General features: G+C 57.6%; 30 protein-coding genes. 20 read left to right on the forward strand and 10 right to left on the reverse strand.

From position 1 onward, the window contains the following. Positions 1-165 precede the first annotated feature (165 nt). From Q669_RS05115 to Q669_RS05185, 15 genes are all read left to right on the forward strand, one after another. Entirely contained in the window at positions 166-2,967 is a 2,802-nt protein-coding gene (locus Q669_RS05115; protein WP_022991463.1) for a monovalent cation/H+ antiporter subunit A, read from the forward strand. Then, a complete protein-coding gene (locus Q669_RS05120; RefSeq protein ID WP_011786294.1) occupies positions 2,967-3,338 on the forward strand; it encodes a Na+/H+ antiporter subunit C in 372 nt (123 codons plus the stop codon). The genes Q669_RS05115 and Q669_RS05120 overlap by 1 nt, the downstream gene beginning before the upstream one ends. Continuing rightward, the gene (locus Q669_RS05125) at positions 3,335-4,852 is read left to right on the forward strand and encodes a monovalent cation/H+ antiporter subunit D (RefSeq protein WP_022991464.1); all 1,518 of its coding nucleotides are present in this window, start codon (positions 3,335-3,337) and stop codon (positions 4,850-4,852) included. The genes Q669_RS05120 and Q669_RS05125 overlap by 4 nt, the downstream gene beginning before the upstream one ends. After that, positions 4,852-5,340 (forward strand): Na+/H+ antiporter subunit E, encoded by a 489-nt coding sequence (locus tag Q669_RS05130; RefSeq protein WP_011786296.1) that lies wholly within the window; start codon positions 4,852-4,854, stop codon positions 5,338-5,340. The genes Q669_RS05125 and Q669_RS05130 overlap by 1 nt, the downstream gene beginning before the upstream one ends. After that, the gene (locus Q669_RS05135; protein ID WP_011786297.1) at positions 5,337-5,606 is read left to right on the forward strand and encodes a K+/H+ antiporter subunit F; all 270 of its coding nucleotides are present in this window, start codon (positions 5,337-5,339) and stop codon (positions 5,604-5,606) included. The genes Q669_RS05130 and Q669_RS05135 overlap by 4 nt, the downstream gene beginning before the upstream one ends. A 15-nt stretch (positions 5,607-5,621) precedes the next feature. Beyond that, on the forward strand, positions 5,622-5,954 hold the full coding sequence (locus tag Q669_RS05140; protein WP_011786298.1) for a Na+/H+ antiporter subunit G: 333 nt from the start codon (positions 5,622-5,624) through the stop codon (positions 5,952-5,954). Positions 5,955-6,075: 121 nt separating this feature from the next. Next, positions 6,076-8,385: a putative monovalent cation/H+ antiporter subunit A gene (locus tag Q669_RS05145; RefSeq protein ID WP_022991465.1), complete on the forward strand. Its 2,310-nt coding sequence runs from the start codon at positions 6,076-6,078 to the stop codon at positions 8,383-8,385. Then, positions 8,382-8,807 carry a Na+/H+ antiporter subunit B gene (locus tag Q669_RS05150; protein ID WP_022991466.1) on the forward strand — a complete coding sequence of 142 codons (426 nt, stop codon included), beginning with the start codon at positions 8,382-8,384 and terminating at the stop codon, positions 8,805-8,807. Before Q669_RS05145 ends, Q669_RS05150 begins: the two co-directional genes overlap by 4 nt. Before the next feature lie 34 nt (positions 8,808-8,841). Beyond that, positions 8,842-9,189: a Na+/H+ antiporter subunit C gene (locus tag Q669_RS05155; RefSeq protein WP_014422217.1), complete on the forward strand. Its 348-nt coding sequence runs from the start codon at positions 8,842-8,844 to the stop codon at positions 9,187-9,189. After that, positions 9,186-10,700, forward strand: coding sequence for a Na+/H+ antiporter subunit D (locus Q669_RS05160; protein WP_022991467.1), 1,515 nt, complete (start codon positions 9,186-9,188; stop codon positions 10,698-10,700). The genes Q669_RS05155 and Q669_RS05160 overlap by 4 nt, the downstream gene beginning before the upstream one ends. Beyond that, complete coding sequence (locus Q669_RS05165) at positions 10,697-11,170, forward strand: Na+/H+ antiporter subunit E (RefSeq protein ID WP_014422219.1); 474 nt, start codon at positions 10,697-10,699, stop codon at positions 11,168-11,170. Before Q669_RS05160 ends, Q669_RS05165 begins: the two co-directional genes overlap by 4 nt. 10 nt (positions 11,171-11,180) lie before the next feature. Beyond that, the gene (locus Q669_RS05170) at positions 11,181-11,453 is read left to right on the forward strand and encodes a monovalent cation/H+ antiporter complex subunit F (protein WP_022991468.1); all 273 of its coding nucleotides are present in this window, start codon (positions 11,181-11,183) and stop codon (positions 11,451-11,453) included. Then, a complete protein-coding gene (gene mnhG, locus Q669_RS05175; RefSeq protein WP_022991469.1) occupies positions 11,446-11,856 on the forward strand; it encodes a monovalent cation/H(+) antiporter subunit G in 411 nt (136 codons plus the stop codon). The genes Q669_RS05170 and mnhG overlap by 8 nt, the downstream gene beginning before the upstream one ends. Positions 11,857-11,922: 66 nt before the next feature. Next, positions 11,923-12,204, forward strand: a complete 282-nt coding sequence (locus tag Q669_RS05180; RefSeq protein ID WP_022991470.1) for a pyrimidine/purine nucleoside phosphorylase — start codon at positions 11,923-11,925, stop codon at positions 12,202-12,204. Between the two features lie 67 nt (positions 12,205-12,271). Beyond that, entirely contained in the window at positions 12,272-13,918 is a 1,647-nt protein-coding gene (locus tag Q669_RS05185) for a fatty acid--CoA ligase (protein ID WP_022991471.1), read from the forward strand. A gap of 83 nt (positions 13,919-14,001) precedes the next feature. On the opposite strand, the gene Q669_RS05190 is transcribed toward Q669_RS05185, so the two are convergent. From Q669_RS05190 to Q669_RS05205, 4 genes are all read right to left on the reverse strand, one after another. Continuing rightward, a complete protein-coding gene (locus Q669_RS05190) occupies positions 14,002-15,255 on the reverse strand; it encodes a D-amino acid dehydrogenase (RefSeq protein WP_022991472.1) in 1,254 nt (417 codons plus the stop codon). 42 nt (positions 15,256-15,297) lie between these two features. Continuing rightward, complete coding sequence (locus tag Q669_RS05195; RefSeq protein ID WP_022991473.1) at positions 15,298-15,657, reverse strand: translation initiation factor Sui1; 360 nt, start codon at positions 15,655-15,657, stop codon at positions 15,298-15,300. 19 nt (positions 15,658-15,676) lie between these two features. After that, entirely contained in the window at positions 15,677-16,204 is a 528-nt protein-coding gene (locus Q669_RS05200) for a DUF4136 domain-containing protein (RefSeq protein WP_022991474.1), read from the reverse strand. Between the two features lie 71 nt (positions 16,205-16,275). Beyond that, positions 16,276-16,881 carry a YigZ family protein gene (locus tag Q669_RS05205; protein ID WP_022991475.1) on the reverse strand — a complete coding sequence of 202 codons (606 nt, stop codon included), beginning with the start codon at positions 16,879-16,881 and terminating at the stop codon, positions 16,276-16,278. Between the two features lie 10 nt (positions 16,882-16,891). On the opposite strand from Q669_RS05205, the gene Q669_RS05210 reads away from it, so the two are divergent. Next, entirely contained in the window at positions 16,892-17,098 is a 207-nt protein-coding gene (locus Q669_RS05210) for a hypothetical protein (protein ID WP_224849769.1), read from the forward strand. Here the strand turns inward: Q669_RS05210 and Q669_RS05215 are convergent. Further along, positions 17,075-18,394 (reverse strand): sensor histidine kinase, encoded by a 1,320-nt coding sequence (locus Q669_RS05215; RefSeq protein ID WP_022991477.1) that lies wholly within the window; start codon positions 18,392-18,394, stop codon positions 17,075-17,077. The two genes, Q669_RS05210 and Q669_RS05215, sit on opposite strands and share 24 nt — an antisense overlap. Beyond that, positions 18,388-19,077 (reverse strand): response regulator transcription factor, encoded by a 690-nt coding sequence (locus Q669_RS05220; protein WP_022991478.1) that lies wholly within the window; start codon positions 19,075-19,077, stop codon positions 18,388-18,390. Before Q669_RS05220 ends, Q669_RS05215 begins: the two co-directional genes overlap by 7 nt. Positions 19,078-19,243: 166 nt before the next feature. On the opposite strand from Q669_RS05220, the gene Q669_RS05225 reads away from it, so the two are divergent. The 3 genes from Q669_RS05225 to Q669_RS05235 are packed head-to-tail and all read left to right on the forward strand — an operon-like array spanning position 19,244 to position 21,537. Next, positions 19,244-19,603 (forward strand): hypothetical protein, encoded by a 360-nt coding sequence (locus Q669_RS05225; protein ID WP_022991479.1) that lies wholly within the window; start codon positions 19,244-19,246, stop codon positions 19,601-19,603. Between the two features lie 58 nt (positions 19,604-19,661). Then, entirely contained in the window at positions 19,662-20,828 is a 1,167-nt protein-coding gene (locus Q669_RS05230) for a GNAT family N-acetyltransferase (RefSeq protein WP_022991480.1), read from the forward strand. Between the two features lie 46 nt (positions 20,829-20,874). After that, positions 20,875-21,537 (forward strand): hypothetical protein, encoded by a 663-nt coding sequence (locus tag Q669_RS05235; protein WP_022991481.1) that lies wholly within the window; start codon positions 20,875-20,877, stop codon positions 21,535-21,537. A gap of 6 nt (positions 21,538-21,543) precedes the next feature. Here the strand turns inward: Q669_RS05235 and Q669_RS05240 are convergent, their stop codons facing one another. Further along, positions 21,544-21,759, reverse strand: a complete 216-nt coding sequence (locus tag Q669_RS05240) for a dodecin (protein WP_011786317.1) — start codon at positions 21,757-21,759, stop codon at positions 21,544-21,546. A gap of 156 nt (positions 21,760-21,915) precedes the next feature. Between Q669_RS05240 and Q669_RS05245 the strand changes: the two genes are divergently transcribed. Next, positions 21,916-22,689 carry a DUF3750 domain-containing protein gene (locus Q669_RS05245; protein ID WP_011786318.1) on the forward strand — a complete coding sequence of 258 codons (774 nt, stop codon included), beginning with the start codon at positions 21,916-21,918 and terminating at the stop codon, positions 22,687-22,689. A 129-nt stretch (positions 22,690-22,818) separates the two neighbouring features. Here the strand turns inward: Q669_RS05245 and Q669_RS05250 are convergent, their stop codons facing one another. From Q669_RS05250 to Q669_RS05260, 3 genes are all read right to left on the reverse strand, one after another. Then, on the reverse strand, positions 22,819-24,126 hold the full coding sequence (locus Q669_RS05250; RefSeq protein ID WP_022991482.1) for a hypothetical protein: 1,308 nt from the start codon (positions 24,124-24,126) through the stop codon (positions 22,819-22,821). Positions 24,127-24,211: 85 nt separating this feature from the next. Then, positions 24,212-24,523, reverse strand: coding sequence for an AzlD family protein (locus Q669_RS05255; protein ID WP_014422237.1), 312 nt, complete (start codon positions 24,521-24,523; stop codon positions 24,212-24,214). Further along, entirely contained in the window at positions 24,513-25,259 is a 747-nt protein-coding gene (locus Q669_RS05260; RefSeq protein ID WP_022991483.1) for an AzlC family ABC transporter permease, read from the reverse strand. The genes Q669_RS05255 and Q669_RS05260 overlap by 11 nt, the downstream gene beginning before the upstream one ends. Positions 25,260-25,428 lie beyond the last annotated feature (169 nt).

Raw genomic sequence — 25,428 nt, forward strand, 5'->3', positions numbered from 1 at the left:
GGACGCCTTCCGTATTTCCCGGACCCGCCTGTTTCCTGCTGAATCCACCCTGACCCATGCCGACCCGATCCCGATGCTCATCGTGCACGGTGGCTGGTCGGAGACTAGACTCAGGCAAACACGCCTTTGGTACTCATGTAAAAGAACACCGATAACGAGGTTGCGATGTCGCTACCGCTGGTTGTATTTCTGCCATTTCTGGGGGCTATAGCTGCCCCGCTGTTTGCCCTTGGGGGGCGGACAGCGATTGCGATTGCCTCTTCTGTTCCGGCGCTTATTGCCCTGGCTGCCCTGTTCCCGCACTGGGAAACACTGGCCAACGGTGGCACCGTCCTGCAATCCTGGGAGTGGTTACCGGCGATCGGCATTTCCTTCAGCTTCCGCCTCGATGGACTGTCTCTGCTGTTCGCACTGCTGATTCTGATTATTGGCGTGTTGATCATTCTCTATGCCCGCTATTACCTGAAGCCGGCCGAGAATATCGGGAAGTTTTACGCGCTGCTGCTCTGTTTCAAAGGCTCCATGCTGGGCATCGTACTCTCCAGCAATCTCTTGCTGATGATGATTTTCTGGGAACTGACCAGTCTCACCTCGTTCCTGCTCATCAGTTTCTGGAACCACAAACAGGACGCCCGTCGCGGCGCCCGCATGGCGCTGGCGGTGACCGGTGGCGGTGGGCTGGCGTTGCTCGCGGGCATTCTGATCATCGGCAACATTGTCGGCAGTTTTGAACTGGACGATGTGCTGGCCGCCGGCGATGTTATCAAAGCCCACGCCATGTACCCCGTCGCCCTGACGCTGGTACTGCTGGGCGCGTTTACAAAGTCTGCACAGTTCCCGTTCCATTTCTGGCTGCCCCATGCCATGCAGGCGCCCACGCCGGTTTCGGCCTACCTGCACTCTGCCACCATGGTCAAGGCCGGCATTTTCCTGATGGCGCGTTTGTACCCGGCATTGGCTGGTACGGAACAATGGTTCTACATGGTCAGTTTTACCGGCATGGCAACTTTGCTGATTGGCGCCTACGTGGCCATGTTCAAGCACGACCTGAAAGGGCTGCTGGCGCACTCCACCGTCAGCCACCTGGGCCTGATCACGCTGTTGTTCGGTATGGGTACCGAGCTGGCGGCGGTGGCAGCGGTATTCCACGTCATCAACCATGCCACCTTCAAGGCCTCACTGTTCATGGCCGCCGGTATTATCGACCACGAAACCGGTACCCGGGACATGCGCCGGATTAACGGCCTGTGGCGATACATGCCCCATACGGCCACTCTGGCCATGGTGGCCGCGTCATCCATGGCCGGGGTTCCGCTGCTGAACGGCTTCCTGAGCAAGGAAATGTTCTTTGCCGAGTCCCTGCAACTGAATCTGCCCGGCATCTGGGCCTGGCTGCCGCCGATCGTCGCCACGCTGGCCGGTATTTTTGCGGTCGCCTATTCCGCACGTTTTATTCACGACGTGTTCTTTAACGGCAAGCCCGTCAATCTGCCCATCTACCCGCCCCACGAACCGCCCCGGTACATGAAAATCCCGGTGGAGATCCTGGTCTTCGCCTGCATCATGGTAGGCATGTTCCCGGCAGTATCGGTCGGGCCTCTGCTCTACGCTGCCGCCCACGCCACGCTTGGCGGCGAGGTACCGGATTATCAACTGGCGGTTATCCACGGGTTTAATCTACCACTGATCATGAGTTTTGCGGCTTTCTTTGGCGGTTTGATCATGTATAGCCAGCGCCAGAAATTCTTTGATTTCCACGCGCGCTTCAAGGAAATCGACGAGAAGGCCGTATTCGAAGCGATCGTACTGCGGATCGTCGACCTGGCGAACGGCTTTACGGCAAGAATCGAGAACGGCTCTCTGCAAAGATACGGCATGCTGCTTGTGGTCAGCGTGCTGGCAGTCGCTGCCATGCCACTGCTGGATCTGGGCATCTTCATTGGTGAGACCGGGCTGAGCCCTGTGGACTGGCCCACGGCCATTGCCGCAGGCGTGCTGATCATTTGTGCCCTGTTGACGGCTGCCGTGCACCGGCAGCGATTTTACGCGCTGGTTGTGCTGAGCGTGGTGGGCCTGATCGTTGCACTGGCGTTTGCCCGCTTCTCGGCGCCCGACTTGGCCATGACCCAGTTGTCGGTGGAAGTGGTGACCATTGTTCTGCTCATGCTGGCGCTCTACTACATGCCTGGCTGGACACCCGTGGAAACCCCACTGAAACGCCGCTTCCGGGATATCGCCATCGCGGGTATTGCCGGTATTGGTATGACTCTGGTTACCCTGGCCATGTTGACGCAACCGTTCAGTTCGATTTCCGATTTCTTCCTTGAGAACAGCAAACCGGGCGGTGGCGGCACCAACGTGGTCAACGTCATCCTGGTGGACTTCCGGGGCTTTGATACCCTGGGCGAAATCACGGTGCTGGCGATTGCTGCCCTGGGCATTTACGCGCTGCTGAAAAATACGCCGTTGACGCCACCACCCAGTGATGGCGAAGGCCATGCCTGGTCCCGGGATGCCTACCCGTTAATGCTGCGTTTGATCGCCCGGCCACTGTTGCCGCTGTCCCTGATGGTGTCGGCATTCATCTTCCTGCGTGGCCACAACCTGCCCGGCGGCGGATTTATCGCGGGCCTGATCACCTCGATAGCCCTGATCCTCCAGTACATTGCCAGTGGCATGAACTGGACCCAGGACCGGATTCCGTTCAAATATCACAACGTCATTGGCCTGGGCCTGTTGTTCGCAACCATTGCCGGCGCAGCCAGCCTGGCCTTCGGCTATCCGTTCCTGACCTCAACATTCGGCTATATCACCTGGCCGGTAGTCGGCAAGTTCGAGGTAGCCTCAGCACTGGTCTTCGACCTGGGTGTTTATCTCACGGTAATCGGGGCCACCCTGTTGGCGCTGGTGACCATTGGCCGCATATCGCCGCATTCGGCCATCAAGAGTAAGAGGGAGGGCGCGTAATGGAACTTGTCTATGCATTGGTGATTGGTGCCCTGACCGCCTCCGGCGTTTATCTGCTGCTGCGGGCGCGCACGTTCCCCGTGGTGGTTGGCCTGACACTCCTGTCTTACGGGGTAAACCTTTTCCTGTTCTCCACTGGCCGGCTGGCTACCGGCAAGCAACCGATTATCGGCACTGCGGAAAGCTATGCCGACCCACTGCCGCAGGCGCTGGTTTTAACGGCCATCGTGATTGGCTTCGCCATGACAGCCTTTGTGGTGGTGATGTCGCTACGAAACCTTGCGGATAACGAAGATGACCATGTTGATGGCAAACAACCCTATAAATCGCCAGCACCGGAGCAGGAAGACGAGGAGGTAACCGGTAAATGAACCATTGGCTTACCGCTCCGATTCTGATTCCTCTGCTTGGCGGCATTCTGCAGGCACTGATGGGCTATGCCCCCATCACTCTGCGCCGAACCCTGGCACTGGCAACCACCGTGCTGATCCTGGTCTCGGCCATAGTCCTTCTGGTGCTGGCAAACGACGGCAGTTACCGCATTTATGCTTTTGGCAACTGGCAGCCACCGTTCGGGATTGTCCTGGTTCTGGACCGGCTGGCCGCGCTGATGCTGATCATGACCTCCGTTCTGGCCCTGTTCTGCCACCTGTATGCCATCGGCGGCGCCGACGAGGGTAACCGACAGTTCCACGCCCTGTTCCTGTTCCAGTTGATGGGCCTCAACATCGCCTTCCTGACCGGTGACCTGTTCAACCTTTTCGTTGCCTTCGAGGTGCTGCTGATCGCCTCCTACGGCTTGCTGATGCATGGTGGAGGCACCATAAGGACTGTGCCTGGCCTCCACTACGTGGTTCTCAACCTGATCGGCTCGGCGATCTTCCTGATCAGTGTGGGCATGATCTACAGCGTCACCGGCACCCTGAATATGGCAGACCTTGCGGTCAAGGTTCCCCAGGTAACCGGTGAAAGCCTGAATATCGTCAAGGCCGGCGGCATGATGTTGCTGGTAGTCTTCGGCCTGAAGGCCGCCATTCTGCCGCTGTGTTTCTGGCTGCCCCGTGCCTACTCCAAAGCCACGGCGCCCGTTGCGGCTCTGTTTGCGGTCATGACCAAGGTGGGCATCTACGCCATCTTGCGGGTGTACCCACTGGTGTTTGGCGACGATGCCGGCGAGCTCGCCAATCTCGGCATGGACTGGTTGTTCCCGATCGCTCTGGCCACCCTGGCCATGGGCGTCATAGGCGCTCTGGGCTCTGGTAGCCTGAAGACGCTTGTGGCCTGGCAGGTGATCATATCCGTGGGCACCCTGCTGGCTCCCATCTCTCTGGGCTCCGAAGCCGGCCTGTCTGCCGCCCTGTTCTATATGCTCAGCACGACCTGGACCGTCGGCGGCCTGTTCCTTGTATCGGAACTGATAGCCAACCAGCGCGGCAGCGCGAACGATCGCATCATCACCGCGCCCAGGATGCATAACCGCACCTTCCTGAGCGTGCTGTTTCTGATCGGTGCCGTTGCCGCCGCCGGGTTGCCTCCGCTCAGCGGCTTCATTGGCAAACTGCTGATTCTACAGTCCGTTGAGCCCGGTTTCGAAATGGCCTGGCTCTGGTCAGTGCTGCTGGTTGGCAGCTTCCTCACAATCATTGCCTACAGTCGGGCCGGCAGTATTGTTTTCTGGCGAACCGTCGACGGTCACCTGGAAAAGCCGGACCCATTGAATGGTCGGATTTCTGTAGCCGCTGGCGCGCTCACCGCACTGGCGATCGTCCTGGTCGTGTTTGCCGGTCCAATAACACGCTATACCGATGCAACGGCCGAACAGCTACACAATAACAATGCCTATATCGAAATCCTGCAGATGCCTATGGTCGGGGAGGATGACTGATGCTTGATCGACTGAGGTTTCCCCACCCCTGGCTGAGCCTGACCCTGTTCGTCATGTGGCAATTTCTGAGTGACGGCATCAGTGGCGGCAGTATTGTTCTTGGACTGATCCTGGCCTGGATAATCCCCCTGATGACCCAGGGTTTCTGGCCAGATCCACCCACCTTGCTCAAGGCCTGGAAGACACCTGCCTACCTGTTGCGGGTTCTGTGGGACATTGTGGTCGCCAGCGTTGATGTGGCAAGGCTGATACTGAGCCCTCGCGCACCACGGCCGATGTTCATCTGCTACACCCTGGAACTAACGGATCCGCTGGCTATCAGCATTCTAGCCAGCACCATTTCCCTGACGCCGGGCACCGTTAGCGCGGATGTGAGCGATGACAACACACTGCTGCTGATTCATGCCCTGGACGCCGAGGACGAGCAGGAAGTCATCGACACTATCCGGAACCGGTACGAAAAGCCTTTGCTGGAGATGTTCCAATGATGCTAACCGCGCTCTACATCACCATTGCCATGGTCACGCTGGCCGCCTTGCTGAACGTGTACCGCCTGATCAAGGGCCCGGATGCGCCGGACCGGATACTGGCGCTGGACACCCTCTACATTAACGCCATCGCATTGATCATTCTGTTGGGCATCACGCTGAAAACACGCATGTACCTTGAGTCTGCGCTGCTGATTGCGGTTATGGGATTTGTTGGAACCGTCGCCATGGCCAAATACCTCAAGCGCGGCAGCGTCATTGAATAACCCGGAGGACACCCTATGAGCACCTTCGCAGAATACGCCATTTCCGCCATGCTGATTATCGGTGGCGTTTTTACCCTGATCGGTGCCATTGGTCTGGCTCGACTGCCGGATTTCTACACCCGACTACACGGCCCAACCAAAGCCACCACGGTTGGCGTTGGCGCCATCGTGATCAGCTCCGTGATTTACTTCAGCACGCTTGGACGAGGCATCGGGATAGAGGAAATCCTGATCACGGCGTTCCTGTTCATGACGGCGCCCATCAGCGCCAACTTCCTGGCAAAAGCCGCGATGCACCTGGAAGTCAGAACCTCCAAGAACACTCGCGGTCAAAGCTGGGATCAGTGAGTCCCTTGCAACCATGGGCTCGGTGAGCCTTTTGTAAAAAAGGATCGTATTTATCAAAGGGCTACCGGCAACCAGAATCTGTAAAAACACTTAAAGTAAGGCCTTAAAGGAGCCATCTCCCATGATGTTACTGGCTGTGCTATCCGGTTTTTTGCTGGCGGTCGCGGTACCGGCGCTTTATCGTTTGGCAGGCAGTTACATTGGCTGGGTATTGGCTCTGCTCCCCGCTTCCCTCACAGCTTACTTCGCCAGCCTGATTCCCACGATCCGTGGTGGTGAAAGGCTCCTGATTGAAACGCCCTGGATGCCGGGGCTCGGGATAACCCTGGACTTCATGGTCGATGGCCTGTCCCTGGTGTTTGCCCTTTTGATCAGCGGCATCGGCACCTTCATTCTGATCTACGCCGGTTCTTACCTGAAAGGCCACAAAGACCTCGCCCGGTTCTACGTCATCATGCTGTCTTTCATGGCATCCATGCTTGGACTGGTGCTTTCGGACAATCTCATTACCTTTTTTGTGTTCTGGGAACTGACCAGCATCACTTCCTACATGCTGATCGGCTTCAACCATGAAGATGCCGAGGCACGAAAGTGTGCGCTCCAGGGCCTGTTCGTAACCGCAGGTGGCGGGCTCGTACTGATGGCGGGCCTGATCCTGCTGATTTTTATCACCGGGGACTATTCCTTCTCCGGCCTTCTGGCCTCAGACCTGCTCATTCATGAGCACCCGTATTACACCGCGGCAGCGGTCTGCATACTGATTGGCGCCTTTACCAAATCCGCACAGGCGCCTTTCCACTTCTGGCTACCAAACGCCATGGCTGCGCCCACCCCGGTTTCGGCCTACCTGCATTCTGCGACCATGGTGAAGGCGGGCGTGTATCTGCTGGCCCGCCTGAATCCGTCAATGAGCGGAGACATGTTGTGGAGCGGCTCCCTGTTGGTGTTTGGTGCATTAACCATGCTCACCGGCGCCTATCTTGCCTACAGCAGCACCGGCATCAAGAAGGTTCTGGCTTATTCCACGGTGATGGCGCTGGGCACCCTGACCATGCTGGTGGGTGTGGGTACTGAACTGGCCATCACAGCTTTTATCTGCTTCCTGGTGGCCCACTCCCTGTACAAGGGCGCCTTGTTTATGCTCGCCGGCGCCCTGGACCACGAAACCGGCACCAAAGATATTACCCGGATGGGTGGCCTGAGGCACAGCATGCCCAAAACGGCCGTCATTACCGGGCTTGCCGCCCTATCACTGGCAGGGCTTCCACCACTGTTCGGGTTCGTGGCCAAGGAACTGTTACTGGAGTCGCTGTTGAATGCGCCAATATGGCAAACCGGGCTTCTGGTGGCCGCCGTTCTCTCGGCCATGCTGGTGGTGGCCGTCGCCGGTCTGGTGTTTATCAAGCCCTTTTTCGGGCCGGTTGTTAAAACGCCCAAACTGCCCCACGAGGCTCCGTTTGCAATGCTGATCGGCCCCGGCGTGCTGACACTGCTCGCCCTGGTTTTCGGAATCATGCCATCTCTGCCCGCAAATCTGGTTCTGGACGCCGCTATTTCAGCAGTCTCCGGCTACCCGGTAGAAACCGCCCTCGCCCTCTGGCATGGCATCAACCTTCCCCTGATGCTTTCCGGTCTCAGTCTCCTGGCAGGCTCGTTCCTGGTGGTAGGCTGGCGCCGACTGCAGCCAACCCTGTATGCGCTTAATACCGCCGCCAGCCGAATCGGCCCCGAGGCGGGTTATTTCCGCTTCATGGAAGGTATCAGTCAGGTTGCGGGCTGGCAGACCCGGCTCCTGCAGAACGGCGTTCTCGGAATCTATCTTCTGGTACTGGTTCTTGTCACCTTCTCTCTGGCAGGCTATACCCTGCTGACCCGGCATGGTCTCCAGCTGGATTTTGACTTCAGTGACAGTTATTTCTACGAGTGGGGAATCGCGCTCCTGATTGTCGCTGCGACCGTCTTTGCCTGTGTCACCCGGTCCCGGCTTGGCTCGGTTGCTTCGCTGGGGGTACTGGGCTTTGGTGTGGCCCTGACCTTCATTCACTTCAGTGCACCGGATCTGGGCATTACCCAACTACTGGTGGAGACCCTCACCGTCATTCTGCTTGTGCTGGTGCTGTTCCGGCTGCCACCGTTTGCCAAGCTGTCCTCGTCCTGGGAACGTTACCGGGACCTGTCTGTCGCAGTATTTGCGGGCGTGGTGATGACGCTCATCATTCTTGCTGTTCTGGATATCCAGTACTTTGACAGCATTTCCAGCTACTACGTTGAAAACAGCTATGGTCTGGCGTTTGGCAAAAATATCGTCAACGTAATTCTGGTGGACTTCCGGCAACTGGATACTCTGGGGGAAATATTTGTACTGGGTCTTGCCGCAATTGGCGTTTACTCCATGATCAAGCTCAGGGCGGAGGACCAGTACAAGCCATGAAATCCAACACCGTGATTCTCCACACCGCGGCATTGGCGATCATGCCGCTGCAGCTGATGTTTTCGGTGTTCCTGCTTTTGCGCGGGCACGACGAACCCGGCGGCGGTTTCATCGGGGGCCTGGTCGCTGCAAGTGCGTTTGTTCTCTACGCCTTCGCCTTCGGCGCGGAAGCCACCCGCAAACTCCTTCGGGTGCACCCGAAGGATCTCCTGGCAGCCGGCCTGCTGTTCGGGCTGGCATCCACAATTCCGGCCCTGTTGTCTGGTCAGGCCATGCTCACCGCCCACTGGTGGGAGCTTCCGCTGCCGGGTGACAGCTACCTGAAGTTATCGACCGTACTCATCTTCGACATTGGCGTGTATCTGGCGGTCCTTGGCACACTGATGACATTCGTGATCGGTCTGATGGAGGTTGAGGGATGAGGCGAACACAGTTTTTTGAACGGGGAGCATCGCTATGGAAAGCCTGATGGCCCTTGTGGTTGGTATCTTGTTCGCGGCCAGTATCTACATGATGCTCAGACGCTCCATCGTGAAAATCGTTATTGGCCTGATCATTCTGAGCAATGCGGCAAACCTGCTGATTTTTGTGGTGTCGGGTCTAACCCGGGGCGCACCTCCGCTGATAGCCGACGGCGCGAAGCAGGTGGCTGGAACGGTGGCAGATCCGTTACCCCAGGCCCTCATCCTTACGGCTATCGTGATCGCGTTCAGCGTTCTGGCCTTTGCGGTGGTTCTGATCCGCCGGGCATACGAAGTTGTGGGCACCGATGATCTGGACAAGATGAAGGATACCGACACTTGAACCTGGAAGTTGTTCTCCCGATTCTGATCCCCCTGACCGCCGGCGCCCTGTCCCTGGCGCTGTGGCGCTCGGTTCAGCTGCAACGCCTGGTTGGCGTGGTAGCCACCGCTCTTTTGCTGGCCGCCAGCATCTGGCTGATGCGCTCAACCATCGACAAAGGCTTTCTGGTGGTTGAAATGGGCAGCTGGCCAGCGCCGTTCAGCATTGTGCTGGTGGCGGACATCCTCAGCGCCATCATGATTGTGCTGACTGGCATTATCGGGCTCGCCATCGCCATCTACTCCCTGGCTTCAACGCCTCCGGGCCACGAAAGGTTCGGCTACTACCCGCTGATGCACCTGTTGCTTGCCGGGGTCGCTGGTGCCTTCCTGACCGGCGATATTTTCAACCTCTTCGTCTGGTTTGAGGTCATGCTGCTGGCCTCCTTTGCCCTGCTCACCCTCGGTGGCGAGCGTGCCCAGATGGAAGGCGCCATCAAATACGTTACCCTGAACCTGTTTTCATCGGCCCTATTCCTGTCAGCCGTCGGCCTGCTGTACGGCATGGTGGGCACCCTCAACATGGCGGATATCGCCCAGAAGGTGAGCCGAGTTGAAGATCCCGGCATGATCACCGTTGTGTCGCTGATGTTCATGGTGTCGTTTGGCATCAAGGCGGCGGCATTCCCACTGTTTTTCTGGCTCCCGGCCTCGTACCACACCCCTCAGGTCGCAGTATCCGCACTGTTTGCGGGATTGCTGACGAAGGTCGGGGTGTATGCGCTCTATCGGGTATTTACACTGATATTCACCCAGGATGTGGAATACACCCACACCATCCTGCTCTGGGCGGCGGCACTGACCATGCTGACCGGTGTACTCGGCGCCGCCGCACAGTTCGAGTTCCGCAGGATTCTGTCCTTCCACATCGTCAGCCAGATCGGCTACATGCTTCTGGGACTAGCCTTGTTTACGCCCCTGGCGCTGATTGGCGGTGTGTTTTACATCATGCATCACATCATCGTTAAAACGAATCTGTTCCTGGTGAGCGGCATCACCTATCGCCTGCTGGGCAGCTATGAGCTGAAAGACCTGGGTGGCGTGTATCGGCAGCGCCCTTACCTGGCGTTACTATTCCTGATTCCGGCCCTGTCGCTGGCCGGTATTCCGCCCTTGTCCGGCTTTTTCGCCAAGTTCGTTGTTGTCCGTGCCACACTGGAATCCAGCGAATACCTTGTCGCAGCGGTGGCCCTGCTGGTGGGCTTGCTGACGCTCTACTCCATGATCAAAATCTGGGCGGAAGTGTTCTGGAAGAAAGTCCCGGAGCACGTTACTGATGTGCGCCGGCTCAATGGTGAGATCAGGGAAAAACGCAGTTGGGCCTACTACACCCCGGTGGTGGCGCTTGCGGTGTGCACTCTGATTATCGGCCTCTATGGTCAGCCCATATACATGCTTGCGGAATCCGCCGCCGAACAGCTGATGAACCCGCAGCTTTACATCGCAGCCGTTCTGGGAGGGCAGCCTGAATGATCGGTCTGTTCTGGAACCTGTTGCTGGCGCTCGCGTGGGTAACCCTCACGGGCAGTATCACAGCCATGAACCTGCTCGCTGGTTTTATCTTTGGCTATGTCGCCCTCATGGTGCTGCAAAAACAGGTCCCGGTTTTGAAAGGGTATTCCCGCCGGATTCCCCGTCTCGCCGCTTTCCTGGTGTATTTCCTGAAAGAACTGGTGAAGTCGAATCTGAGGGTCGCCTATGACATCGCAACGCCGGTTTGGCACATGAAGCCGGGAGTGATCGCGTTTCCGCTCCGGGCCGAGACCGATATGGAAATTCTCTTTGTCAGCAGCGTCATTTCTCTCACACCCGGGACACTGAGCCTGGATGTTTCTGACGATCGGAAGGTGCTGTTTATCCACGCCATGTTTCTTCACGACGAAGAGCAGCTCAGAAACGACCTGAGAGAACTCGAACGCCGAATCCTGAAGGTGACACGCTAGGAGGCCAGCCATGCTGAGTGTTGTGATCAATATTGTCTATCTGATGCTGTCTCTGGCGCTGCTCTTTGCCTTCATTCGGCTTACCCGTGGTCCGTCCTTGCCGGACCGGGTGGTCGCATTGGAACTGATTGCATCCATCGTGGTTGGCTACGTGGGTGTGCACGCGATTGATACCGGCGTAGCCAGTTTCCTGGATGTTGCCATTGTTATCGCCCTGACAGCCTTTCTGGCAGCCATCGGCTTCGCCAGATTCGTGGAGCGGGGAGGCGTTAAGAATGATTGAAATACTGGTATCCGTTCTGCTTCTGGCAGGCGCTGCTTTCATGGTACTGGCCGCCATCGGCGTTCTCAGGTTGCCCGATCTCCCCACCCGTATGCACGCCACGACCAAAGCCGGTGCCCTCGGGGCCATGATGACCATGGGTGGCGTGGCGTTCTATTTCGGGGACAGTACCGTGGCCGCGCGGGCGGTTGCCATTGTTATCTTCATTTTTCTGACAGCTCCGATCGCCGCTCATGTCATAGGCCGGGCCGGTTATTTCACCGGCACCAAACTCTGGGCCGGCACCATCAAGGATGAGCTGCAGGAACGATATGACCCGGTTACCCACAAACTCAATAGCGGGCTCGAGGAGCTAAAGCACGGGCAGCCAACCCGAACTGGAAAAGGTACCTCAAACCAATAGTTTGTGATTGGCAGCACAGGAATTTCCAGTATAGTAGGCTGCAAACCATTTCAAGGAATACCAGACATGCTGACAGTCAATGAATACTTCGATGGCAAGGTAAAATCAGTGGCTTTCCAGTCCAGCACACTGCCTGCCACAATCGGTGTTATCAGTGCCGGAGAATACGAATTCGGCACCTCAGAAAAAGAAACCATGACGGTCGTCAGCGGTGAACTGACGGTGCTGCTGCCGGGCCAGCAAGACTGGCAAACCTTTGGTGCCGGCGAAAGTTTTGAAGTAGCCGGGCAAGCGAGCTTCAAAGCGAGAGCGGATGTCGACACCGCTTATCTCTGTACCTACGGATAAGCCTCAGTCAGTCAGCCAGTCTTTCTTACCGTGACAACAAACATAAGCAGAGAAAGAGGACAACAACATGGCACAAACCCGAATTCTCAAACCAGCTGAAAACGCCCACCAGTACCAGCTCCTGATCAAGCGGTTGCTGATGTCCGGGCCCCGCTATAACCCGGATCAGGAGATTGTTTACGCCAATCGCAGCAAATACACCTACAAGGACCTGGTCGAGCGCATCCATCGCCTTGCCAATGCCCTGACCGACGCCGGCATCAAACCTGGCGATACCGTGGCTGTGATGGATTGGGATACGCCCCGGTACCTGGAGTGTTTTTTTGCGATTCCGATGATTGGCGCCATACTGCACACGGTCAACGTGCGCCTGTCGCCGGAGCAGATCGTTTACACCATGAACCACGCCGAGGACGACGCGGTACTGGTACATGATGACTTCCTGCCCATCATCGAGGGCGTGAAAGACGAGATCAAAACCGTCAACACCTGGATTCAGGTAACCGACAGCGACAAGCCGGGCAACGCCTCATTCGACACCCACGGCGAGTACGAAGCCCTGCTGGCCGCGGCCAGCGACCACTTCGACTTCCCGGACTTCGACGAAAACAGCGTCGCCACCACCTTCTACACCACCGGCACCACCGGTAACCCGAAAGGCGTGTATTTCAGCCACCGCCAGCTGGTACTGCATACGCTTTCCATGGCCGGCAGCATCTCCCATTTCGACGAGATGCCGCTGTTGCGTTCATCCTCGGTGTATATGCCGGTCACGCCCATGTTCCACGTTCACGCCTGGGGCGTACCCTACGCGGCCACCATGATGGGCATCAAACAGGTATACCCCGGCCGTTATGAGCCGGAACTACTGGTGGATTTGCTCAAGAAGCACAAGGTCAGCTTCTCCCACTGCGTGCCCACCATCATGCAGATGATGATGGCCACCGAGTCCATCAAGACCGCCGACCTGAGCAACTGGCATGTGCTCATCGGTGGCAGCGCCCTGACCAAAGGCCTGTGCGATGTGGGGGCGAAACTCGGCATCAAGATGTTCACCGGCTACGGCATGTCCGAAACCTGCCCGCTGCTGAGCACCACGCACCTCACCCCGGCGGATCTTGAACTGCCTCTGGATCAGCAAACCGCAATCCGGGTGAAGACCGGTAAAGCCGTGCCCATGGTGGAACTGGAAATTGTCGATCCTGACGGCAACCCCGTAGCCCATGATGGCGAAGCCAAGGGTGAAGTGGTCGCTCGCGCCCCCTGGTTGACCCAGAGTTACTTCAAACAACCGGACAAAGGCGAGGAACTGTGGGAAGGCGGCTGGTTACACACCGGTGATGTCGCCTCCATGGAGCCGGACAACACGCTGACCATCAAAGACCGCATCAAGGATGTGATCAAGACCGGAGGCGAATGGCTGTCGTCGCTCGACCTGGAGAACATGATCAGCCAGCACCCTGCCGTTGCCGGGGCTGCGGTGGTAGGTGTGCCCGATGAGAAATGGGGGGAACGTCCCTACGCCCTGATCACCCTGAAGCCCGGAGAATCCATCTCTGAGCAGGATATCAAGCAGCACCTGCAACAGTTTGTCGACAGCGGCGACATCAATAAATGGGCGATTCCCGAGCAGATGCGTTTTGTGGAAGACATTCCCAAAACCAGCGTCGGCAAGATCAACAAAAAACTGATTCGGGATCAGTTGAAAGACTAATCTTCCGGGGAAGCAAAAAACGCCGGCGTCCTGGCAACAGACGCCGGCGTTTTTATTTGTGTGCTACCGGAATCGTCGGCTGCTCAGAGGCCTGAGAAGGTGAAGTCCACCTCAGGATCCTTCCCAGCAACAATATCCGCCAGAGCGGCTGCCGAGCCACAGGAGTGGGTCCAGCCCAGGGTACCATGACCGGTGTTGAGGTACAGATTGGTGAAGTGGCTTTTACCGATGTAGGGCACATTGGATGGCGTTGCTGGCCGCAAGCCGGTCCAGAATTCGGCCTGATCCCAATAGCCAGCCTCGGGCATGACTTCCGCAGCCCGACGGACAATCGCCCGACAACGGGTAAAGTTCAGGTCGCGACGGTAACCATTCAGTTCTGCTGTGCCAGCGACACGCATTCGGTCGCCCAGGCGCGAGTAAACCAGCTTGTATTCATCGTCGGTCAGGCTGACGTTAAAGGCCGCTTCTTCGTTTTTCACCGGCACGGTAATGGAATAGCCCTTGGCCGGATAGATATTCAGGAACATCCCGAGCTGGCGGGCAAGTACCGCACTGAAACTGCCCAGGCTCAACACATAGCTGTCCGCCCGAAGGGTGTGATGTTTGCCGTCTTTCAGTGCCAGCACGCCCAGGATCCGGTCACCCGCCCGATCAAAACCCAGCACTTCGGTGCCATATTCAAAAGCCACCCCGGCTTCTTTACATTTCTCAGCCAGAGCCTGGGTAAACTTTCGGGCATCGCCGCTTTCGTCATCAGCGGTGTAAGTCGCGCCGGCAATACGATGACGGATCGGTTCAAGGGCCGGCTCCAGCTCAACCGCACGACCAGCATCGATAACCTGACGGTCACAGCCCAGATCACGCATGATGCGGGAAGGTTCCAGGGCCGCATCGAATTCGGCAGGGTTGGTGTAGAAATGCAGAATGCCCTTGGCTAACTGGTCATAATCGAGCTTCAGTTCGTCTCGCAGTGACTGCAGGCATGAACGGCTGTAAGTACCGAGATTGACCATCTGGCGGATATTATGGGCGGCCTTGGCAGAGGTACACTGAGCCAGGAACGACAGCGCCCAGCGCCACTGGTAAAGATCCAGCCGGGGCCGGAACAACAGTGGGGCATCCGGCTGGAAAAGCCATTTTGCGACTTTCAGGGGCGCCGAAGGATTGGCCCACGGCTCGGCATGGGACACCGATACCTGCCCGCCATTGGCGTAGCTGGTTTCCAGTCCTGACTGGTTCTGTCGGTCGACCACGGTTACCTGGTGCCCCTGTTTCTGCAGGTACCACGCGGTGGTGATACCAACGACGCCTGCCCCAAGTACCGCTATGTGCATGCCTGCCTCCCCTGATTGATCAACTGTGGTAGCTTCAGAACGTTAGCCGCCCGCGCGCTTGACGGTCCAGCCTTCCTGCTCCAGTAACGGCACCAGAATATCTCGCTGGTCGCCCTGTATCTCCACCACTCCGTCTTTTACTGTACCACCTGTACCGCATTTGGCCTTTAGCTGTTTGGCGTAGGCTTTCAGTTCTTTGTCGTCGAGCGGAATACCGGTCACCAGGGTCACGCCCTTGCCTTTGCGCCCCTTTGTCTCCCGGCTGACGCGCACAATACCGTCTCCAGCCGGCCTCTGCGCCGCCTGGCAGGTGCAGTCATCCACCGGGTTCCGGCACTCAGGGCACATCCGCCCCTGATCCGTGGAGAACACCAGACCACCCTTGCGCTTGTTCATACCCATGATTACGCCTTATCTGCAATCAGTTCAGGCCCGGAGGGTATTTGGAAAACATTTCCGAGACAACCTCGTCAATCAGCTCGCGGCGGGTTTCCGGCGACTGGTTTTCATTGAGATAGCGTCGACTCGCGGCTTGCCAGACCACTTCCTCGGTGGTCCGATCAACCATTCTCACCACCAGTTTGCCCTCGGTTACCTCTCGCACCGGTGGCGGCGATGAGAGGCCCCAGCCGAAGTTGCCATGGCCGAACCCGAACCCCAGGCCAACGCCTACCTGCTCAAGCCGTTCCTCGGCCACAATCTGCCAGCTGATCAGAAGATCAGCTTCAGTTTCCGTCACTTTTTTCATGGCCTTCCGGTTCAGCTCGCGCTCTACCGCGTCCCGAACCCGGGCGTCATCCAGCGAGGTGAAACCAGAGTCCTGGGCGTTGCTGGCAAAGGCCCAACTGCTGTAATTGCCAAAAACGGTGGCTGAATTGTAGTCGGTCACTACATTGCTGGCACAGCCGGTTATGGCCAACGCCAAAGCAGCGATCATGATAATACGCATAGGCTTAACTCCGTTGTTCCCATATGTCTCCAGTATACGCGTGCCCAGGTCTACCGGCCTGCCTCAGTCAGTCAGGTTTCAAAACGGTAATCCATCTTCTGGGACTCACAAAAAGCGCTGAAGTCCTGTTGCTGAGCCACAGGCAAGGAAACGCTGGCTGTCACCCGCGTAGTATAGGAAATCGCGTCGATACGCCCTTCATGCCCGTCGCACCAGTGCCGCAGCGGTTGCTCATCGGCAAACCCGAACTGCACCGTTGCCTGCACACGTGCCTGCTGCACCACGCGATCAACGGCGGACAAGACACTTTCAGCGGCGCCGGCATAGGCCCGAACCAGGCCACCGGCTCCAAGCTTGATACCACCAAAATAGCGGATAACGATCACCAGTACGTCGCCCATATCCTTGTGCTGAATCACGCCCAGAATGGGTTTGCCGGCGGTTCCGGAAGGCTCACCATCATCATTCATGGCAGCCTCGGCCGCAGAGCCGGGCCGGCCGATCTGATACCCCCAGCAGACATGACGGGCATCGGGGTAGTCGCGGTGGGCCTGGTCAACGTATGTTCGTACGTCGTCCCGGTCACTGACGGGATACACTCGGGCAATAAAACGGCTTTTCTTCACTTCCGTTTCCCGCTCAAGGTATCCTGCAGGAATCGGGTAATCCTTACTCATGGGCGATCCTATGACGACCGAAGATAACGAACAGACCCAACCCGGGACCGCGGCCCCTGCACGGATACGCAAGGCCGCCTGCGGCATCCGGTTTGATGAGGACGAGCTGCAGGAAGGCATTGATTTTTCTGCCGCCAGCAAGCTGAAACCGGGCAGTGACAACGCACCGGATCAAAGCCCGAGCGCCGATTCCTCAGCCTCCGACAAAGACCGGTAGCTCAAGGGTCACTTCCAGGCCACCCTCGTCCCGGTTGCGGGCACTGATGTGCCCGTCGTGGGCCTGAATGATATCACGGGCAATAGCGAGCCCCAGCCCCCAACCTTTGCCACCACGGGATTTGTCAGCCCGGAAAAACGGCTCAAACAAGTGTTGTAGCAGGTCTTCCGGAGCACCCGGTCCCTCATCAGCGACGATCAAACGGATTCTCTCATTGTCCGTGGACAGAGAGAGCTTCACCGATTTACCCGGTGGCGTGTGGTCCAGGGCGTTTTGCAGCACGTTATCAAACGCACGCTGCAATAAACTGCTGTCACCGAGCACAGACACCGCTTTGCTCTCCTCCGAGGCCACCAGTTTGCAGTCCACGCGCTGGTGCTCAGCATAATCGGCGGCATCCTGAAGCACGTGATTGACCAGGACCATCGGCTTGACCGGCTCACGCGCCATATCACCGCCGTTCTCGGACACCCGGTACAGGGTCAGAATCTGGCCGGTCATGGTTTCCAGCCGCTCGTTCTGGCGCAGAATACTGGTCATCAATGCCTCATCGGCGCCGCTATCCGAAGCCAGCTCAATCGCCACCCGCTGCCGTGCCAGCGGAGTACGAAGATCGTGGGAGATATCCCGCAACAGCTGGTTCTGACGGTCCAGCAGCTGGCACAGCCGGTCTGTCATACCGTTAAATGCCGTCGCCAACTGGCCCACTTCATCACGGCGCCGGGCAATGCGACCAGCAACCCGCAGTCCAGTATCCCCCCCGGCAATCGCCCGGGCGGTTCCCTCCATGTGTCTCAACGGCCGCGAGACCATTCGCGCAATCCACCAACAGGCCAGGGAGATCAACAGGAACGCCAGCCCCATCTCCACAAACCGGAACATTCTCGGGTCCAGCCAACCATCGCCGCCCATCCGGGGCCAGGCAACTAGCTGATAGCCCTCCTGCAGATCCAGAACAGCTGGCTTGTGGGGGTACCAACCGGACTGGATGCGTTCCCGAATCGCCCGGGGCAGTCGATGCTGGCCCTGCTCCTTTTCGATCAGCATCAGGTGCAAATCCAGGCGTTCACCTTCCGAACGCAAAAAGCGCCAGGCATCCCCCCGACCCCGCTGTTCACGAATGACTAGAGCTTCGCGAGCCAGTTCCTGTAAACCCACCTGGCGTTCAATCGCCTGGCGTTCCCGGTCCAACAGATAACGCGAGGCAAGGTGGCTGGCCACCACGGTTACCGCCATGGCCAGCCAGATGGATAGAAAAATCCGCCAGAACAGAGGAAACATAAAGCGCTTCAACATGTGGGTATCCGGTAGCTGTATCCCAGTCCTCGCACCGTCTCGATGCGGGGTGGGTCATCATTGCCCAGTTTCTTGCGAAGATTGCTGATGTGCATATCCAGAGTGCGGTCGTAGGCCTCAAGGCGGCGCCCCAGCGCCCACTGCATGAGATCGGTCTTGCGGACCACGCTGCCGGCATGGGCCAGCAACACCTGAAGCACTTCATACTCGGTGCCGGTCAGTTCCAGGGGCGCGTCATTCTGGTAGATGCGGCGCTGTCCAGGCTCCACCCGCAAGTCACCATAAGTCCGGCTGGCGTCCACCTCGGTTTTCTGATCCCAGGCGATACGACGAAGCAGGGCCTGAAGCCGCGCCACCAGCTCTCTGGGATTGCAGGGCTTGGGAATGTAATCATCGGCGCCCACTTCAAAGCCGACGATTCGGTCAGTTTCATCGCCACGGGCCGTCAACAGGATCACGGGTAAGTGCGTCTTGCCCCGAAGTTCCCTCAGAACATCCAGACCATTGATATCAGGCAGCATGATATCGAGCACCACAATGTCACAATCCTGGCCCAGAGCGAGAGCCAGTCCATCACGACCATTGGCGGCCTCACGCACACTGAAGCCCTGGCTGGCCAGGTAACGGGCTAACAGCTCCCGTAACTCATCGTCATCTTCAATCAACAGTACCCGGTTCTGCATAGTCTTCTCTCTGGGATGTGCCGGTCACAGTCTAGCATGGCCATCCTGCAGCGCTGCGGGCGGTCTCCCGGCCTTTACCGAACCTTTACGTAGCCCTGACACCATCTGACGTTGCGTCCGCGTAGCATGGCCATCATCCATTGTGAACAACGACGAGGAAAGACCAATGAAAGTAAAAACCACCCTGTTAACCGCCGGTGTACTGGTGGCAAGTCTGATGGCCGCCAGCCCGGCTGTTCTCGCGGAACGGCACGGCAAACACAACCAGAACGGCAAGTGGGACAAACAGGAACTGTGCGAGAACTTCCGTGAAGGCAAAGGCCCCTTTAACCGTGAGGAGCGCCGGGCCGAGAGGGAAACGTATCGGGCAGAAATGGCCGATCGCCTGAAACTGAATGAGGAACAGCGCCAGATCTGGGCGGAGATTCATCAGGAACGACAGGCCAAACAGGAAAAACGCATGAATCAATGGCAGGAAAAAATGCAGCAACGCTGTAGCAACAGTGGGAAGCAAGACAAGGAGTGATCAAATGACGGGTTCTGGCGTATGGTAGAAGGTATTCGTCAACGACCTGAAACCAACCATGTCAGAAAACGCGCCACGCGAACTCACTCTGGAGACCCGAGCCAGTATTGCCGCCATCCCGAAATCGGACTGGCAACGACTGGCGGGGGTCTCCAATCCGTTTCTTCGATACGAATTCTTTCAGGCACTGGAAGAGAGCGGCTGCACCCGCACCGAAACGGGCTGGACCCCCAGCCACCTGGTATTCAAGCACGAAGGCCGGATTGTGGGCCTGGCACCCGCCTACCTGAAAACCCACTCCATGGGTGAATATGTGTTCGACTGGTCCTGGGCCGAGGCCTACCAGCGATACGGCCTGCCCTATTATCCAAAGCTGTTGCTCGCCATTCCGTTCACACCGTCTGCCGGACCCCGGCTGCTGCTGGACGCTGAGGTGCGGCGACAGCTGACACCCGAACGCCTGCACGACTTGCTGGATACCCTGACACACCACCTTGGGGCACACTCCTGGCACCTGCTGTTTCCCAACGCCGAGGACCAGAAACTGCTGACGCATGACGATGAACTGCATCGCATCGGCTGCCAATTCCACTGGCACAACCACAACTACCACAGCTTCGACGATTATCTGGCAGCGTTGAATTCCCGCAAGCGTAAATCCATTCGCAAGGAACGCCGGCAAGTGGCGGAACAGGGCATCACTTTTGCCTGCTTCCATGGCAAGGATATTCCAGACCAGGTTCTTGCCGCCTTCTATGTGTTCTACCAGGCCACCTATCTGAAGCGGGGCCAGAGACCATACCTGAACAAACAGTTTTTCACGTTACTGAGAGAGCAGCTATCCGAGCATATGCACGTAATCATGGCGATCAAACAGGGCGAAATGATCGCCGGGGCCCTGTTTCTGTCGGGGCAAATCACACTTTACGGCCGATACTGGGGCTGTCTGGACGAGTACAATCACCTGCATTTCGAGACCTGTTACTATCAGGGAATCGAGCTGGCGCTGGCGCTTGGGCTGACACATTTTGATGCCGGCGCCCAAGGCGAACATAAACTGGTTCGGGGGTTTGAACCGGTGATCACCCATTCCTGGCACGGTATACAGCACCCCGGATTCCGGGACGCCATTGCCGACTTCACCCGGGAAGAAGCAGAGCAGGTACAAGGGTATTTTGCAGAGGCGGAAACCTTACTGCCGTTTAAACAACAAACACCGCAATAGTCTGTATACTGATTGACCAGGACGGACTTCAATCAGGTGAACGGCCATGGATACCGGTCTGCCAGGAAGCATACTCACCGCATTTGATCCACCCCTGATGGTGGCATTGGGTGCCTTTGTGCTGGCGCTTCTCAGCCTGATACTGGCATCCCGGTTACGGAACAAAAACCAGAGCCAGCTCAGCGCATTGAGGGAAAGGTCGGACACCCTCTGGCGTGAAATGGATGACATCCGGGTCAGCCAGTTCAACCGCTCAGATCATAGCCCGTCGACCAGCCATTCCTCACTGGACCAAGCCCGTTACCAAACGGAAATGGAAGCCTACCAGAAGACCTGGCCGGCCATCTGGCTTCTGCACGAACGCCTGGGGCAGTTTCTGCGAACTGTCGAAACCGGTGAATCCGCCAACGACTTACGTCTGGAGGCCAGAAACGCTGCGCTGGACGCCCGAAATCACCTGAACCAGCACCGCCCCTTCTGTCACGAAACGGTGGATGAACTGCTCACCCGGCTCATTGACGTGGAAATCAAGGCCCACCTCGCCGCCTGCCAGTACCTGGACCTGGTGAAGGAAGTCCGGCACGGCGCTTCCGATCACGACCGGAGAGTCCTGCACGACAAGTTTCACAGCCTGCATGAGGGCGAGGCTCGGGAGCTTTTGAATCACCTGGTGACCACCATCCGGCACCGCGCCATAAGAAGCGGCTAAGTTTGCTTAGCTATCGGCAATCCGGAAACCGATTTTCAGGCCCACCTGATAATGACCGACCTTTCCGTCGACAATGTGGCCACGGGTTTCCGTTACCTCGAACCACTCCATATTGCGAACACTTCTCCCACACTCATCCAGCGCGTTCTGAATGGCATCTTCAATGCTTGTCTTTGATGAGCCTACGATTTCCACTTTTTTGTAGACATGGTGATCAGACATGACAGCCTCCTGACTCAAGAATATTTACACCTTGAGCCTAGAAGCCAGCGTGAGCTTGGGCAAACTACCATTCTTTAACCTGCTTCATCCATTGACCGTTAAAAGGCGTATCATCTTGCCTGTAGCATGCTGGAAATACTCGAACCGGACCTGTAAATGAAACGACTTCTCAAATACGCCGCGGGCCTGCTCGGCGCCCTGCTGTTGCTTCTGGGCGGCCCCCTTCTGTTGGCCGCCAGCAGCAGCCTTGAGGTTGCGGAGAGCTGGCGTACCGCCAGCCGGGAAAGCGCCGGTATAGCGCCTCGACCCGAACAGGTTGAGGAAGCCATTATTCAGGTCTATGGCGCACGCGCCTGGAGCTGGCGAGGCTACTTTGCGGTACATACCTGGATTGCGACCAAAGAACATGGCGCTGATTATTATCAGGTGCACGAGGTCACCGGCTGGCGCACCTACGTGGTCAATTCCCGCCCCGGCGACCCGGACAGACACTGGTACGGCGCCAGGCCGGAACTGTATGCAGATATTCGGGGAGAGAAAGCCGCGGCCTTGATTCCGCAGATCTATCAGGCAGTGGAAAACTATCCCTACCCCACCCAATACGAAGCCTGGCCGGGGCCAAACAGCAATACCTTCGTAGCCTGGGTGATACGGGAAACGCCAGGGCTCGACGTAGCCCTGCCCAGCCACGCCATCGGCAAGGACTACCTGGGTGACCGGCTGATCGCCCCAAGCCCGGGTGGCGCGGGCTATCAACTATCCCTGGGTGGGTATTTCGGTGTGTTGGCCGGGGTTCGAGAGGGTCTGGAAGTGAATATTCTGGGGTTGTCGCTGGGTATCAATCCCATGGCGCTGGGGATCAAATTACCGGGACTCGGCGAGCTGGCCTTGCTTGACACAAACCCCATGCACGAGCAACCAGCTCGCTAGACGCTCAGGGGTGGGGGTGGTCTCCCAAAAACCGCTACAAGCACATCCATGTGCGCTTCTCTCCGGCCATCCATGGCCTCCGACATTTTTGGGAGACCACCCCCACCCCTGAGCTGCACTGTCCCAAAGTCAAAGCTTGGCGAATTCCAGATACCGACTGGCTGCCTGCTTCTTCTCATCCTGGCTGTTGAGCAACTCCAGCCGCAGTTTATCAATGATCTTCAGGTAACCATCCAGCGGGGACTTTTCTTCGCCCTGCTCTTTTGAAGCCTCAATAAACGCCTGCTGCTTCTCACGAATTTCGTTCAGTTTCTCCAGCGCGTTTTGAATTGCCGCAATTCGCGCCGAGACAGCGCCACTCATCTCTGGTTCAGCATTGCGAACACCAAGCGCGGTTTCCACCGCCGGGGCCGACTCGGTGTTCTGCTCCGCCAGGTCCAGCTCTTCCAGAGTACGAACGTCACCGTCAGTGGTCAGATAAATACCAGAGGCCTTGATCTGCCCCAGGGGCACGCCCTGAGGATTGGTCAGGGTGAAGCGGTCGTCCACGCTGTCGACATAGAGTGCCTGGACCCCAACCTCCGCCAGCGAGCGCAGATCCTGGCCGCCATCAGCCGTCTGTACCCACACCGACAGGGACTGAAATATTTCATCGTTAGCATCTATCCAGCGGTTACCATCGTCATCAAATGCAGCTAACTCGCTGAAGCCAGAGCCACTTTCCGGACCGAACAATTCGCTGCCATCGTCCACTTTACCGTTACCATTGCGGTCAAAAACCAGATATCCGCTGCCCGCGCCCAGAGAGGCGAACTGCGCCGTCTCGCCGTTGCCCGTCATGTCGAATTCAAACAGGGTGTCGGTCAGTCTCGCGGTAGAAGCACCAAAGTTGATCACCAGCGGATCAGTCAGGGGACGCTCCTGAATCTGGATCAGCTCGGAGTATTCATAGCTACGGGACTGGGACTGCCTGAGCGACAGGGTAAAGTCGATGGTTTCACCATTGTCGAGGGTAATACTGCCAGTCGACGCGAAGCTGCGGGTTTCGCTTTCGGAGTAGAACATATAGCGACCGGCAGAAACCGACAGACTCTTCGGCGATTCCGCAGCTGCTTCACCTCCCAGGGCGGCTCGGCTGACCGTCAGCGCCTGCTGCCCCATCAGGAACAGCTCTGAAGACTTTTCGACCAGTTCCGAACTGGTGAAGGTGGCCGCTCGGTTGGACCCGGTCACCTCACTGGTGCTGGAAAAGGCCATCTGCTCCTGGCTGCTGTAGCGATACGCCGCCTGTCGGATCAGCGACACTTCGGTGCCCCGATTGGTCTGCCCCTGCGGCTCCGGGGCGGCAGACTGGCGGATTCTCAGTTGGGAACTGTCAAACGCCGAGACCTGGCGGCTGCTGTCCTGAAACAGCGAAATCTGGCTGGATGCAATCATGGAGTGGTACCTCAGTGACACTGGGTCACTTAACGGCACCATCACCGAAAACTTGAGCAGATTTCAACCACACCCACCGACGACATCAGAGCAAATAACGAACCGTCGCAGCGGCCAGCAAGCCAATAGCGATAGCGGGAAGCGGCTTGTGGAGCACAAGCATGGAAACCGTCGTGGCTACCAGTGCTGCCAGCGCACCCAGATCGCCACCCACCGCCATGGGTACAATGATGGCGATCAGCACCGAGCTGGCCATGGTATTGATAAAACTCTCTACCCTCGGATTGATGCGCACAAACGACATCACGAACACGCCGCCAAAACGGGTAATCAGTGTCACCACTGTCATGATGGTGATCAGCGCCAGCACACCGAGGGTGGTAGTTTCAATGGTCACCAGACACCTCCCGCTGGCTATCCGCCACCTCGGTTTTGTGTTCCAGCCAGAACAAACCGACCAGACCACCAGCGATCGCGCCAACCACCACGTGCATATTGGGCGGTAGCCATTTCCAGGCGGCAAGGGAGGCTGCGCCGGAAACGCACCAGGCGACCAGCACCCGCGGGGATTTATTGCCACCCAGTGCCATGGCCAGCAGGAAGCAACCCAGCACCATATCCAGCCCGAAGGCTCTGGGGTTCTGTAACAAACCGCCGAAGTAGACACCCAGGGCTGTACCAACAATCCAGGCCAGCCACAGAACCAGGCCACCCCCGATAATCACTTCCAGATTGCGCCTGCCATTCTGGTAATCCTGGGCCGAGACCGCCCAGTTGGCATCGGTCAGCAATAGCAAGAGCGCATAACGCCGCCCGGGAGAGACTTCCCTGAGCATCGGGTATAGCGAGGCGCCCATCAGCAGGTGCCTGGAATTGATGGCAAAAACCACGGCGATCAAAGGCAGAACCGAGACATCGGCGCCCCAGATATCCACCGCCGCAAACTGCGAAGCGCCAGCAAACACGGTCGTGCTCATCAGGATAGACTGCAGCGGCGTCAACCCTTCCTGAATGGCGGCCAGACCAAAGGCAGCACCAAACGCCACCACAAAGAATGAGATGGGGAGCAGGCGGAAGAACTCGGAACGGACTTTCCGCGAATCAAACTGATAAGGATAGGAGGCGACAGACATCTGAAGAAGCTAAGCCGTATAGTGCAAAACGCGTATAGGTAGAAACCACCATTAAGCGTTTTTTTTCTTACCAGTGCTCAGGCAGTTAGATGATTAAATCAAACAAGTTCACAATTCCGCCGGCCGCCAAGGTTGACGTTCACGTAAACTTGCATTAGCTTGAATTTCG

Source organism: Marinobacter sp. C1S70 (assembly GCF_000475355.1).
Lineage (GTDB): Bacteria > Pseudomonadota > Gammaproteobacteria > Pseudomonadales > Oleiphilaceae > Marinobacter > Marinobacter nauticus.